The organism is Geminocystis sp. CENA526 (genome assembly GCF_050753365.1).
Classification (GTDB): domain Bacteria; phylum Cyanobacteriota; class Cyanobacteriia; order Cyanobacteriales; family Cyanobacteriaceae; genus Geminocystis.
This window is the reverse complement of record NZ_JBLZFY010000016.1, coordinates 23,054-36,937: the sequence shown is the minus strand read 5'-3', so window position 1 is coordinate 36,937 and position 13,884 is coordinate 23,054. Positions and strand designations below refer to the sequence as shown.

Annotated in this window: 10 protein-coding genes; 7 read left to right on the top strand and 3 right to left on the bottom strand. The window is 35.7% G+C overall.

The features are described from left to right. Window positions 1–21 precede the first annotated feature (21 nt). The 3 genes from ACN4EE_RS06885 (at window position 22) to thrS (ending at window position 6,149) form a co-directional block, all read left to right on the top strand. Entirely contained in the window at window positions 22–2,283 is a 2,262-nt protein-coding gene (locus ACN4EE_RS06885) for a BamA/TamA family outer membrane protein (protein ID WP_431705676.1), read from the top strand. Window positions 2,284–2,483: 200 nt separating this feature from the next. After that, window positions 2,484–4,157, top strand: a complete 1,674-nt coding sequence (locus ACN4EE_RS06880; protein ID WP_431705675.1) for an ABC transporter permease — start codon at window positions 2,484–2,486, stop codon at window positions 4,155–4,157. Between the two features lie 192 nt (window positions 4,158–4,349). Beyond that, entirely contained in the window at window positions 4,350–6,149 is a 1,800-nt protein-coding gene (gene thrS / locus ACN4EE_RS06875; protein ID WP_431705674.1) for a threonine--tRNA ligase, read from the top strand. Window positions 6,150–6,393: 244 nt separating this feature from the next. On the opposite strand, the gene ACN4EE_RS06870 is transcribed toward thrS, so the two are convergent. After that, window positions 6,394–7,365: an SPFH domain-containing protein gene (locus ACN4EE_RS06870; protein ID WP_431705673.1), complete on the bottom strand. Its 972-nt coding sequence runs from the start codon at window positions 7,363–7,365 to the stop codon at window positions 6,394–6,396. A 24-nt stretch (window positions 7,366–7,389) separates the two neighbouring features. Continuing rightward, window positions 7,390–7,815: an NfeD family protein gene (locus tag ACN4EE_RS06865; RefSeq protein ID WP_431705672.1), complete on the bottom strand. Its 426-nt coding sequence runs from the start codon at window positions 7,813–7,815 to the stop codon at window positions 7,390–7,392. Window positions 7,816–8,001: 186 nt separating this feature from the next. On the opposite strand from ACN4EE_RS06865, the gene ACN4EE_RS06860 reads away from it, so the two are divergent. Beyond that, on the top strand, window positions 8,002–9,510 hold the full coding sequence (locus tag ACN4EE_RS06860) for a UbiD family decarboxylase (protein ID WP_431705671.1): 1,509 nt from the start codon (window positions 8,002–8,004) through the stop codon (window positions 9,508–9,510). Window positions 9,511–9,561: 51 nt separating this feature from the next. Here ACN4EE_RS06860 and ACN4EE_RS06855 read toward each other — a convergent pair whose 3' ends face one another. Next, a complete protein-coding gene (locus tag ACN4EE_RS06855; RefSeq protein WP_431705670.1) occupies window positions 9,562–10,350 on the bottom strand; it encodes an Rpn family recombination-promoting nuclease/putative transposase in 789 nt (262 codons plus the stop codon). A 331-nt stretch (window positions 10,351–10,681) separates the two neighbouring features. Between ACN4EE_RS06855 and ACN4EE_RS06850 the strand changes: the two genes are divergently transcribed. The 3 genes from ACN4EE_RS06850 to ACN4EE_RS06840 all read left to right on the top strand — a co-directional run bounded on the left by ACN4EE_RS06850 (window position 10,682) and on the right by ACN4EE_RS06840 (window position 13,824). Continuing rightward, a complete protein-coding gene (locus ACN4EE_RS06850; RefSeq protein WP_431705669.1) occupies window positions 10,682–11,851 on the top strand; it encodes a hypothetical protein in 1,170 nt (389 codons plus the stop codon). Between the two features lie 94 nt (window positions 11,852–11,945). Beyond that, window positions 11,946–12,962, top strand: a complete 1,017-nt coding sequence (locus tag ACN4EE_RS06845; RefSeq protein WP_431705668.1) for a hypothetical protein — start codon at window positions 11,946–11,948, stop codon at window positions 12,960–12,962. 289 nt (window positions 12,963–13,251) lie between these two features. Continuing rightward, on the top strand, window positions 13,252–13,824 hold the full coding sequence (locus ACN4EE_RS06840; RefSeq protein ID WP_431705667.1) for a Uma2 family endonuclease: 573 nt from the start codon (window positions 13,252–13,254) through the stop codon (window positions 13,822–13,824). The last annotated feature ends 60 nt before the right edge of the window (window positions 13,825–13,884 follow it).

Genomic DNA, 13,884 nt, shown 5'->3' with positions numbered 1-13,884 from the left:
AATTGCAATTAAATGTGGTGTGTGGCAGTGAAAAACAACAAAAAATCTAGTTCTTTAACCGATAATCAGCGTAAATTTTCTTTAAAATTACCATTAGAGAAAGTTATAGGGCGTGAATCGAAACTTAACCAAGAGAATAAGCTATTTTGGCGAAATACTCTAATTTTCACCCTCTTATCCAGTGTCGGATTGACTTCTCCTCTCAAGGCAATGGCAGAATCAGAAACCATTAGTGCCTCCATTCCTATTCCTGTATCGAGTGCAGAAGAATCCTCAGAAAATACCGTTGCTTTATCACCACAACCGAACCCTTTATATACCTCTATCCCTATACCAGTCTTATTTCCAGACATCTCAGAAAAACCAGACTCCCCAAGTTCTCCCCCTCCTCCAAACTCTGCAAAATCTCCAGATTTAATTGCTCAAACTGAACCTTTTTTCAAATCCACTTCTTTATTTACTCAATCCAATCCCGAAGCAACCTCCGAAGAAGCTAGAGTTTTGGTGTCGGAAGTCCTAGTGTCGGGGGTAGATGGAGAATTGAAAGATTTAGTCTATAATACCGTAAGGACTAATCCCGGACGTACCACGACTCGATCGAGATTACAAGAAGACATTAACGCTATTTATGCAACGGGATATTTTAGTAACGTGAGAGTGACTCCCGAAGATACTCAATTAGGGGTAAGAATCACTTATGAAGTTCAGCCAAACCCTGTTTTAAATCGCATTGAAATAGAAACCCTCCCTGCAAAAAGCAACGGACAAAGTTCTTTACTACCCCAAGAAGTGATTGATAAAGCCTTTGATGAACAGTATGGGAGAATATTGAATTTACGAGATTTACAAGAAGGTATTGCAGAGTTAAACAAATGGTACACCGATAATGGCTATGATTTAGCCCAAGTAGTGGGCGCACCTCAAATTAGTCCAAATGGAATCGTTACCCTCATTATTGCCGAAGGACAATTAGAGAATATTCAAGTCAGATTTTTTAATGATGAGGAAGAAGAAGTTAACGGTAAAACCAGAGATTTCATCGTCACTAGGGAAATGAAACTAAAACCGGGGGATGTGTTTAACCGCCGTACTGCTCAACAAGACTTACAAAGGGTATTCGGTTTAGGTATTTTTGAAGATGTAAAACTTTCCTTTAGCCCCGGAGAAGACCCATCCGAAGTGGTCATGAATGTTGATATAGTAGAAGGCAAAAGCGGTTCTTTAGGTGCAGGTGCTGGTATTAGTTCTACCAGTGGTTTATTTGGTACAGTTAGTTATCAAGAACGTAATTTTGGCGGTAATAACCAAACTCTAGGGGTAGAGTTTCAATTAGGGGAAAGAGAATTACTATTTGATTTGAATTTTCAAGACCCTTGGATTGCAGGTGATCCTTATCGTACTTCTTACAGTGCTAACCTTTTCCGTCGTCGATCGATCTCTTTGGTTTATGATGGTACAGATACTGAAACCATCCGTACAGAGCGTCGTAATGATAGCCCTAGGGTAGTGCGCACGGGGGCGGGGATTTCTTTTTCTCGTCCTTTGAGTGAAGATGTGTTTTCTCCAGCAGAGTGGGTTATTAGTACGGGGATTCAATATCAAAACATTGAAGTACAAGATGCTGATGGAGATATAGCACCTCGATCGGGACAAGCCTTTGGTAATCAAAAACTAGCTTTTAATGCCAGTGGTGTGGATGATTTAATTAGTGTGCGGTTAAATGCTTCCCAAGATACCAGAGATAACCCTTTACGTCCTACCAGTGGTAGTCTATTACTGTTGGGGATGGAACAAACTGTACCTCTAACATCTATTTTATATAATCGCATCCGAGCTAATTATAGCCATTATGTGCCTGTGAAATTGCTCAATTTTGATTTTATGGAAGGTCCTCAAGCCTTAGCTTTCAACGTTCAAGCAGGTACAGTATTAGGGGATTTACCCCCCTACGAAGCCTTTGTTATCGGTGGTAGTAACTCTGTTAGAGGTTACGGAGAGGGTGATTTGGGCAACGGTCGATCGTACTTCCAAGCGACAGCAGAATATCGTTTTCCCATTGTTTCTTTCTTAGGTGGTACTTTATTTTTTGACTATGGTACAAATATTGGCTCACAGGGTGCAGTCATTGGTAAACCTGCCGAAGTCAGAGGCTTAAGTGGTGATGGTTTTGGTTATGGTTTAGGGGTAAGAGTGCAATCTCCTGTCGGTCCTATTCGTATCGATTATGCTATCAATGATGAAGGTGATAGTCGTATCCACTTTGGTATAGGCGAGAAATTTTAGGTGGACAGGTGGACAGGTGGACAGGTAGAGGAGGAGGAAATAATTATTGTTTTTTGATGAGGTTGGGTTTAATATATTAAACCCCTACATTCCTTTTTACTATTGCCTTTTGCCTTTCTCAATTCTCAATTTTTAATTCTTAATTCTTAATTCTTAATTCTTAATTCTTAATTCTTAATTCCTCATTACTTTCCTCTTTTATGAAAACTTCCTCACTCTCACAATCTTGGTTAAATCAATTACCTACTTATCTTTGGTATATTTCTTTGGCTTCGATCGCGCTGTTAATTTCCCTCCCGATTTTAACGGTTGTCAGTAGTATTTTTGCCGATCGTCAAGAAATTTGGCAACATCTACAGGATACTGTACTGAAAGATTATATTGTTAATTCCCTCGTTTTAATGATAGGAGTTAGTATAGGTGTTCTTCTTATTGGGGTTAGTTGTGCGTGGTTAGTTACCATGTGTGATTTTGTGGGAGCAAGTATTTTTGAATGGTTGTTATTAATGCCCTTGGCAGCCCCTGCTTATATTTTGGCTTATAGTTATACCAGTATGTTAGAGTACTTTGGTCCTGTTCAAATCTGGTTAAGAAGTATTTTTGGTTGGGAAAGTATTGATGACTATTGGTTTCCCTCAATTCGTAATATCACAGGGGCGATCGTATTGTTAGTATTAGTTTTATATCCCTACGTTTATCTTTTAGCAAGGGTTGCTTTTTTAGAACAATCCACTTGTACTGTGGAAGCGAGTCGATCGTTAGGTTATAATCCTTGGCAGAGTTTTTTCAAAGTAGCTTTACCTTTAGCTCGTCCTTCCATTGTGGCTGGTTTAGCCTTAGCTTTGATGGAAACTTTAAACGATTTTGGTACAGTACAGTATTTTGGTGTGAGTACCTTTACCACTGGTATTTATCGTATTTGGTTTGGCATGGGAGAAAGAGTTGCCGCCGCGCAATTAGCTTCTTTTTTGATGGTATTTATCCTCATTTTAATCTTTCTGGAACGTCGATCGAGATCCAATGCCCGTTACTATCAAACTAATAGCATCAATCAACAAATACCCCGTTTTCAGTTAAATTGGTGGCGCAGTATTTTGGCTTTTAGTAGTTGCTCCCTCCCTGTTTTGCTTGGTTTTGTCATTCCTACTATCTACTTATTAGATTTAACGATTCGTAATCGAGAAGAAACCCTTAACGATACTTTTTGGACTTTAACCCAAAATAGTCTTATCTTGTCCGTAATTAGTGGTGTCGTGGCTATTATTATTGGTTTATTTATGGCTTATGGACAAAGATTGATACCCAATACCATTTTAAATATTTCTGTGCGCATTTCTTCTATGGGTTACGCTATCCCAGGTTCGGTTATTGCCGTTGGTATCCTTATCCCCCTCGGTATTTTCGACAATAGCCTTGATGAATGGATGTACAATAATTTTAACATTTCCACAGGCTTGTTACTCAGTGGTACGATCGTGGCTTTAGTTTATGCCTACCTTGTGCGATTTTTAGCAGTATCTTTCAATACGATCGAATCTAGCCTAGCCAAAATCAAACCTAACCTTGACGATGCCTCTCGTAGCCTCGGTTATGGAGCATTTTCTACCCTGTTTAAAATTCATTTACCCCTCCTTGGAGGAGGCATTTTAACAGCCTTAATGCTGGTTTTTGTGGACGTGATGAAAGAATTACCCGCTACCCTAGTGATGCGCCCTTTCAACTTTGATACTTTAGCCGTCAGGGTATATCAATACGCTTCCGATGAAAGATTAATTGAAGCCTCTGCCCCTGCTTTAGCGATTATTTTAGTAGGCATTATTCCTGTTATCTTCCTAAGTTATCGTATTGCTCGATCTCGATCAGTTTATAAGTAAGCTAAGACCCATTTAACTGGTATATAATTGAATTAATTAGAAATAAATCTTTCTCCCTTTCCCTCTTTCCTCTTATCTTCATCATTTTATAGTTCACTCAGGTTATGCTCTTTATCTTCCCTTCACGGTAAAATAAAGTAATAAACTTTGTGCCTTTGCGCCTTTGCGAGAGATAAAAATATATTAAATCCTATGACAACAGAAACGATCAAATTACCCCGCACCAGTGAATCTGAACAATTAAAGAAAATTCGTCATACCACTTCCCATGTCATGGCGATGGCAGTACAAAAATTATACCCTAATGCACAGGTGACGATCGGACCTTGGACGGAAAACGGTTTTTATTATGACTTTGATTTAGCCGAACCCTTAGCAGAAAAGGATTTGAAGGCAATTAAAAAAGAAATGATTAAAATTATTAACCGTAAATTGCCTGTAATTAGGGAAGTGGTGAGTCGGGAAGAAGCCCAAAATAGGATCAAAAGTATTAACGAACCCTATAAACTAGAGATTTTAGACAGTATTAAGGACGATACTATCACCATATACCATTTAGCGGAAGAATGGTGGGATTTATGTGCCGGTCCTCATGTGGAATCCACCGCCGATTTAAACCCGAAAGCCATCGAACTGGAAAGTGTTGCAGGAGCTTACTGGCGTGGCGACTCTAATAATAAGCAGTTACAGCGATTATACGGCACAGCATGGGAAAACCCCGAACAATTAACAGAGTATAAAAGACGTAAGGAAGAAGCCTTAAAAAGAGATCATCGTAAACTAGGTAAAGAATTAGGCTTATTTATTTTCGCTGATCCCGTAGGTCCAGGTTTGCCACTTTGGACACCAAAAGGCACTTTAATTCGATCGACTTTGGAAGATTTCTTGAAAAAAGAGCAGGTTAAGCGCGGTTATCTTCCTGTCGTGAGTCCTCACATCGGTAGAGTGGATTTATTTAAGATTTCTGGACACTGGCAAAACTATAAAGAAGATATGTTTCCCATGATGGCAGACAACGCCGAGGAAGCAGAAAAAGAAATCGGTTTTGTCTTAAAACCCATGAATTGTCCTTTTCACATCCAAATCTATAAAAGTGAGTTACGATCGTACCGTGAGTTACCCATGCGTTTAGCGGAATTTGGTACAGTGTATCGCTATGAACAATCAGGGGAGTTAGGAGGTTTAACCAGAGTAAGAGGCTTTACCGTTGATGATTCCCATTTGTTTGTAACTCCTGAGCAATTAGAATCAGAATTTTTCAGCGTCGTTGAACTTATTTTATCAGTGTTCAAGAGTTTACAACTGAAGAATTTTAAAGCCCGTTTGAGTTTCCGTGATCCCAATTCTGACAAATATATTGGCGGTGATGAAGTGTGGGAAAAAGCTCAAAACGCTATCCGTAAAGCCGTGCAACACCTTGACATGGAATACTTTGAAGCGGAAGGAGAAGCGGCATTTTATGGACCAAAATTAGACTTTATCTTTCAAGATGCCTTAGAAAGAGAGTGGCAATTAGGTACAGTACAGGTTGATTATAACTTGCCTGAGCGTTTTGATCTCGAATATACCGCCCCCGATGGTACTCGTCAACGCCCCATTATGATTCACCGTGCGCCCTTCGGCTCTTTAGAGCGTCTTATGGGCATTTTAATCGAAGAATACGCAGGGGACTTCCCTCTTTGGTTAGCACCTGTTCAAGTGCGTTTAATGCCCGTTAACGATGATTTTTCGGGGTACTGTGAAGATGTTTGTCAAAAAATGCAACTCACAGGTATTCGAGCAGAGGTCGATCGATCTAACGAAAGACTAGGTAAGATGATTCGCAACGGTGAAAAGCAAAAAATCCCCGTTATGGCAGTTGTCGGCGGTGAAGAAGTGGCTAACAATACCCTCAATATTCGCACTCGTGCGTCTGGAGAGTTGGGCGCTATTGCGGTTACAGAAGTCATGGAAAAACTGGTAAGTTCGATCGAATCCCATGGTAATTTTTAAGTGAATAGTGAATAGTGAATAGTGAATAGTGAATAGTGAATAGTGAATAGTGAATAGTGAATAGTGAATAGTGAATAATGTTCACTCATTGAAAAATTTAAAGTTCAATTTATTGAACTAGAAACTATTAGACGTCAGATTGCTTAGTGCCTCGCAACGCTGCGCGATTTATTACACGGCGTGTTATTGATTAACAACTAAAACTATTCTTAATTCTCAATTCTCAATTCTTAATTCTTAATTCTTAATTGGGTATGACGTTAACAAAAGGTGTCGTAGTTTTAGACAATTTATTATCTTTATTGTCTTGATTTTCTGTATCTACGATCGAACCGATACCATGTAAAGTAGAGACGATATTATTAGGATCAATAAATAAAACCTTACTACTTTCGCTACTACCAATCACCTTACCCATATCTAAATATTGTTGAGTTAAGAGAAATTGTAAAGCCTTTTGGGCATTAGGATCACTTTTAATCTGATTGACGATAATATCTAAAGACTCTGCTGTAGCTTGGGCTTGAAGAATTTGCTGTTGTTTTTTGCCTTCTGCTTCTAAAATTGCCGCTTTTTTCATGGATTCGGCTTCTAAAACTTTCGCTTCTGCCCTTCCTTGGGCGGAATTAATCGCTGAATCTCTCTCCCCTTCGGAATTTAAGATAGAAGCCCGTTTTCTTCTTTCTGCTGCCATTTGTTGCTCCATCGACTGCTGTACTGCACTAGAAGGAGTTATGTCTTTTAATTCTACCCTTAACACTTTTACTCCCCAAGGATCAGTAGCTATATCTAATTCTCTAAGTAATACATTGTTGATTTCGGCACGAGCCACAAAAGTTTCATCTAATTCTAACTTACCTATTTCCGCCCTAATTTGAGTTAACACAAGGTTTTCCATGCCTGATTGTAAATCTTCGATTTTGTAATAGGCTTTTTCCATATCCACAATACGCCAATAAATCACCGCATCGACACTTATCGAAACATTGTCTTTAGTGATACAAGATTGAGGAGGCACATCCAAAATTTTATCCCTAGTGGTGTCCTTATAAACCACCTTATCTAAAAAAGGCATAATAAAATTCAATCCCGGGGTTAATTTTTTATTGTAACTACCTAACCTTTCGACTAAAAACTCGTTTTTTTCGTTGACAATTTTTACACTACCAAAAACTGCTGAACCTGCTAAAAAAATTAGAATTAATAAAGTTTCCATAACATTAAATTTTTTACTAAATGATTAAACAAATTTTTTAGGTAAAACTGATAAAATATTACCTTTTCTACTAACAATATAAACTGTTTCTTCTGGTGGAATTTCAAGGTTTTCATCACTACAAATAGCTGACCAAGAACTACCTTCATACATTACTTGACCTACTTTACCCGGTTCGATCGAAGTAATAGTGATAGCTTCACTTTCTTCTAATAATAAAGGCTCTTGTTTTTTAGTGACAAAATATTTTTTTGCCAGAAAAATTAAACCAACAGAAAAAAGCATCCAGAGAATAATTAGTACATTATCATAGGGAATAAATAAGGCAAATCCTGCCACTAAAATGGCACTTAAACCCATCATTAATTCCACAAAAGCTGTAGGGAAAATAAACTCCATTATACAAAAAATAGAGCCAATTATCAGCCATACTAATACAGGGGATAACATATATTATCGTGATTATTTACGACTATCTATATCAATCATTATAGCTATTCAATTCAAAATCTATCAAAAAAAGTTTTTCAGAGGTAACGATAAAGAGATTTTAGACAAGAAAAATCATTTAGTTGTTAAGAAGTATTAAGATTATTAAAGTATCGTTATTATCTTATTTATTATTTTTCTATCATCATGGCTAGAGATTTACGTCAATTTATCGAATTATTAGAAAAAAAAGGACAATTAAAACGTATTAAAACCGAAGTTGATGCCGATTTAGAAATTGCAGAAATTGCGAATAGAATGTTACAAGCTGGAGGAGCGGGATTACTTTTTGAAAATGTGAAAAATTCTCCTTATCCTATAGCGGTTAACCTCTTGGGTACATTAGAAAGGGTGTGTTGGGCAATGAAGATGGAAAATCCCTTAGAATTAGAAGAATTAGGCAAAAAATTAGGGATGTTGCAACAACCAAAACCCCCAAAAAAAATCTCCCAAGCGATCGATTTTGGTAAAGTATTATTTGACGTGGTAAAAGCCAAACCCACTAAAGGTTTTTTCCCTCCCTGTCAACAGGTAGTCATTGAAGAAAAAGACTTAGATTTAAACACTTTACCCCTAATTCGTCCTTACCCCAAAGACGCAGGAAAAATCATCACTTTAGGATTAGTCATCACTAAAGATTGTGAAACAGGAACGCCCAATGTAGGAGTTTATCGTTTACAATTACAATCAGATAAAACCATGACAGTACATTGGTTATCTGTGAGAGGTGGTGCTAGACATCTAAGGAAGGCTAGTTTAATGGGCAAAAAATTAGAAGTTGCGATCGCACTGGGGGTTGATCCCTTAATCATTTTGGCGGCGGCAACTCCTATTCCTGTGGACTTATCAGAGTGGTTATTTGCAGGGTTATATGGTGGAGAAGGAGTTAAACTAGCGAAGTGTAAAACCCTTGATTTAGAAGTACCCGCCGACTCAGAATTTGTTTTAGAAGGTACAATTACCCCTGGGGAGGTATTACCCGATGGACCTTTTGGGGATCACATGGGTTATTATGGTGGAGTGGAAGATTCCCCTCTTATTCGTTTCCACTGTATGACACATCGTAAAGACCCTATTTATCTTACCACTTTTAGCGGTCGTCCACCAAAGGAAGAAGCCATGATGGCGATCGCACTGAATCGTATTTATACCCCTATTTTGCGTCAACAGGTATCAGAAATTACCGATTTTTTCTTACCGATGGAGGCATTAAGCTATAAAGCCGCCGTAATCTCTATAGATAAAGCATACCCCGGACAGGCAAAACGGGCGGCTATGGCTTTTTGGAGTGCTTTACCCCAATTCACCTATACTAAATTTGTGATTGTTGTTGACAAAGAAATCAACATTCGTGATCCCCGTCAGGTAGTGTGGGCAATTACATCAAAAGTTGATCCTGTGAGGGATGTGTTTATCTTACCTGAGACACCTTTTGATACCCTTGATTTTGCCAGTGAGAAAATTGGTTTAGGGGGAAGAATGGCGATCGATGCTACCACAAAAGTATATCCAGAAACAGATCATGAATGGGGAGAAGTGTTAGAATCCGATGAGAAAATAGCGGAAAAAGTCACTCAAAGATGGGCAGAATACGGCTTAGGAGAGTTAAATTTAGAAGAAGTTAACCCTAATCTATTCGGTTACGAAATATTTTAAAAAAATTTGATCGAATCCCCTATTTTTGGTGGGCAATGCCCACCCTACTTTTTATGATTCTCTTGTTAACGTTTGGGCTAACTCCTCAATGGTGTCTTGGGGTAAACCTGTAAACATTACCACTTGTTCGATCGACATTTCATTCCTGAGCAAATTTAAGGCTATTTCGATTTTTGCTTGGAGTTTACCCTCAATTTTGCCTTCAATTTTGCCTTCTCGGAGTATTTCTTGATAAATTACGGATTCTTTCATAATGTCGCTCCTTAATATTTGTTTGATGGTTGTTTCGTTTAACACTAATCCAGCTAAAATGCTCGATATTGCTAATAGATTGTTTTTTGTCGTTGTATCAGATTCTTGTTTAATGGTTTGAGCTATCTGGGTTAATACCATTTTAGGATTTTCTCCCGACGATAGCACTGCTAAAGGTAATAAACCTAATTGATTCATAAATAATTCGGGAGGTTGCTCCCAAAGTCGAATTACATCAAATTCATGGTAGGTTTTCTCTAAGCGGAAATTGTTTTGTTGTGCTAATTCAGAACTTGTTTTTCGCAAGTAAATTACTACTTGTTTCATCCGTTTTTGCGGATAACGGCGATATACCCTCAATCGATAATCGATCATCCGAAATGCCATTGTTTCATCTGTATCTGTTTGAAATTCCAGATGTAAAACGAGGTTTTCTGATTGTAAGAGAATGAGAGAATCAGCTCGAATCGGTTGTAATGATAATTCGGTGGGTTTTAATTCGGTTAAAGTCACTTTATAGCCTAGTAACCATTGAGCAAAGTCTTCGCTATAGTTTTCGGCTAAAAATTTGCATACGTTATCAAACATGAATTTTTTAAGATATTTATTTTTCTAAATTATGTCATGAGGATAAATGCCTAAAGGCATTACTACGAACCCTTAATGAAAATGTTGTCATAAAAGTTAATAATTGTTTTATAAAAAAAAACTTATAATACAGATTGCGTCAAATAATTATTGTTTTCAATTTCAGAAGGTTGGTTTATGCCTTATCTACAAATTATGATTTTCAAAGATACTAACAAAGATTTCTTTTTGTAATGTGCATAAATTGATCAAGTCATCCTGATAAATGAATAGGAGATATTTCTCTTAGTGATGCAAACAATAATCTTAATACTATATTTTGCAATATATTATGTCTGAAGAAAAAATTAACCAAAACGAGACTTTAGAAACAAAGTCAGAAACGGATACTTTACAAGCTAAGGCAGTAGAAACTCAAACTTCATCAGATTCTACTAATAAAATCAATGCTTGGAGTAATTTATTAAGTTCGATCGCATCCGTGTTAAAATCTTTTGCTCCTTATTTATGGGCATTAGTCGTTATCATCGTGATAATTCCCTTAATTGGACAAGCAATTATTGCTAACTCTTTTAATAGTGATAAAGTAATCCCTCCTCCCGATCGAGAAATTGTCATTGAAGGAAATCAAATTGATTGGAAAAAAGTTGATATTGCCATTCAAGATAGTTTGAACGTAGCCTATGAAAATACTAACAAATATGCTGATGAACAATTACAGTTATGGGTTGATGATTTAGCCACAAGAATAGACCCTGATTTTTTAGATTGGTATTTTGGTTATTTTAATCAAAAATCTATTGAATATAAAGGCTTTTTTACAGCCATAAAAGGCGGTGCATTAAAACTTTTAAAATTTACAGATAAAGATGTAAATGAGCAAATAGCAGAAGAAATTACTGCGGATTTTCAAACAGAATTTGCTAAAAGAGTATTACGCCCACAAATTGCACAGTTGCAAATAGAAAGAATCACCGATAAAATTGTTAGATATTATCTTGATCAAGTAAAAAATAATGTTAATAATATTGCAGTTAAATATAAAATTCCTCAAACAGATTGGAATAATTATTTAAACGATATTGCTATTACTATTTACGATACAGAAGGCAATATTTCTAATACTTCTTTTAAAGTTTTTACAGGTGCTAGTGCTTATGTCGCATTCAAGCCTTTAATTGTCAAACTTGTACCAACGGTAAGTAGTAAAGTGGTGGCAAAATTAGCAGGAAAAGCTGGGGCAAAAGTTGCGACAAAAACGGGAGGAGTCCTTGCGGGAAAAATCGGAGGTACTTTTTTAGATGCTAGTGTCGGTGTCGGAATTATTTTGTGGGATATTTGGGATATTAATCATACAGCAGAAATTGAAAAGCCCATTTTAAAGGCAAATTTGATTGATTATTTAGAAGAAGTTAAATATTCTTTATTGAATAATCCGCAAACAGGAATGATGAACATTGTTGATCAAATTCAAAGTTCGATCGTCTCAAATTTAGCTTAAAAAATGACCTAAAAAATCGAACTATAGCAATTATAAATAGTTCGATCTATATCCACTATTCAAACTCAACTTAAATCTTTTAATGGTAAAGAATATGTTTAATCAACTCGGAAAAATATTGACAATATTACTTCTCACTTTTTGTTTAATATTTACTAATGGCTTTGTATATGTTCAAACAGCAAATGCTAAGGTTATTAACGAACAAAAAATTTCTAATAATTCTAATTATGATTGGAATAAAATAGATAAATTATTAGTACAAAAAATAAAAGATATTGGTGATAAAACTGAACAATTTGCAGAGGAGGAATTAAATAATTATGTGGATGAACTAATGATTGATGTGGATCACAAATTTCTTGATTGGTATTTTGGTTTTTTTCAACAAAAATTAATGGAATATAAAAGTATAATTGATTGGATAGCTTTTAAATTAGATGAACCTTTAAAAGTTCTGAGAAAAGAAGACGAAAAAAATCTGAACTCAAAGAAAATAATAGAAAAAAGATTAACAGAAGATTTTTACAACAAGTTTCAGGAATTAGTACTTAATAAATCAGCACAAAAAGATTTTAAAAACATTATTGAAACAACAGGAAAAATTTATCGTAATTCCATGAGTTTAGTGTTTGCAGATATAAAAAATTACTATAAAATACCTGATGAAGATTGGAATAATCATTTAGGAGACCTAGCTACATTAATTTATGATACTGGTAATAGCCAATCTAGTTTATCTGTTGAAAGTTTAAGTAGCTATTCTTTAACAGAAATGTTCATTTTAGGTAGTGCAACTATTGGTGCAAAATTATTTAGTAATATTGCTATTAAAGCAAGTAGTAAAGTCGCGGTAAAAAGTGGTGCTTCCATTGCTTTATCAACCACAGCTGAATTAGTGAATCCTCTCGTTGCTATTGGTTTTGTGATTTGGGAAGTGTGGGATTATCGCAAAATAGTAGAAAAATCTCGCACTCCTTTAAGACAAAATATTCTCGATTATTTAAAAGAATTAAAAAATCGAACCTTGTACGATTCAAATGTGGGAATTATACCTGCATTAGAAGAAATTGAAGCTCAAGTCATTGAGCAATTACTATCTCATTCTTAATTTTTTACAAGTTCGATCGAACTTTTTTTAGTAATCTAATAATGATGTGATTACATCACAATTTAATATGAATCAAAAAAAATTGTTACAGGAAATATTAACTCAGTTAGAAGCTATTAAAAATGAGCAAATAAATATCCGAAAAGAGTTGGAAGACTCAAAAAAAATAGCATAATCTTTAATATTTTTTGGTGGGGATTGGGCAGAAAAATTTTCTGCCCCTACAATCTCTGTGTGCTACATTAGTATAATGCACTATATTAAATAATAACAATTAGGGTAAAAAATTATGAGTAACCTAACTATTGATTGTCGATCGATCGAATTAACCCATGATAAATTTTATCAATTATGTATCAATAATCGTAACGTCAAATTTGAGAAGAATAGTAAAGGAGATTTAGTTATTATGTCACCAGTGGGAGATATGAGTAGTAATCGTAATGCTGATATAACAGCTCAATTATGGATATGGAATAGTCGATCGAATTTAGGAATAGTCTTTGATTCCTCTGCTGGTTTCATCTTACCAAATAATGCGATTCGATCGCCCGATGCTTCTTGGATTTCTTGGGAAAAATGGCAATTAATTCCTAATGAAGAAAAAGAAAAATTTGCTAATATTTGCCCTGATTTTGTCATAGAATTAATGTCTCCCAGTGATAGCTTAAAAGATACTCAAGAAAAGATGAAAGAATATCAAGAAAACGGTTGTCAATTAGGTTGGTTAATTAATAGAAAAAATCGTCAAGTCGAGATTTATCGAGAGGATAAAACATTAGAAATATTAGATAATCCTAACACCTTATCTGGTGAAAATATTTTAGTTAATTTTGTGTTAAATTTAGAACTTATTTGGTAGGTAAAAATTATGAGTAATTTAACTGTTAATTGTCGATCGAATTAACCCATGATAAATTTT

Coding starts and splice junctions, on each gene's coding strand:
- ACN4EE_RS06880 (WP_431705675.1), top strand. CDS start 2,484: ATGAAAACTTCCTCACTCTCACAATCTTGGTTAAATCAATTACCTACT.
- thrS (WP_431705674.1), top strand. CDS start 4,350: ATGACAACAGAAACGATCAAATTACCCCGCACCAGTGAATCTGAACAA.
- ACN4EE_RS06870 (WP_431705673.1), bottom strand. CDS start 7,365: ATGGAAACTTTATTAATTCTAATTTTTTTAGCAGGTTCAGCAGTTTTT.
- ACN4EE_RS06865 (WP_431705672.1), bottom strand. CDS start 7,815: ATGTTATCCCCTGTATTAGTATGGCTGATAATTGGCTCTATTTTTTGT.
- ACN4EE_RS06860 (WP_431705671.1), top strand. CDS start 8,002: ATGGCTAGAGATTTACGTCAATTTATCGAATTATTAGAAAAAAAAGGA.
- ACN4EE_RS06855 (WP_431705670.1), bottom strand. CDS start 10,350: ATGTTTGATAACGTATGCAAATTTTTAGCCGAAAACTATAGCGAAGAC.
- ACN4EE_RS06850 (WP_431705669.1), top strand. CDS start 10,682: ATGTCTGAAGAAAAAATTAACCAAAACGAGACTTTAGAAACAAAGTCA.
- ACN4EE_RS06845 (WP_431705668.1), top strand. CDS start 11,946: ATGTTTAATCAACTCGGAAAAATATTGACAATATTACTTCTCACTTTT.
- ACN4EE_RS06840 (WP_431705667.1), top strand. CDS start 13,252: ATGAGTAACCTAACTATTGATTGTCGATCGATCGAATTAACCCATGAT.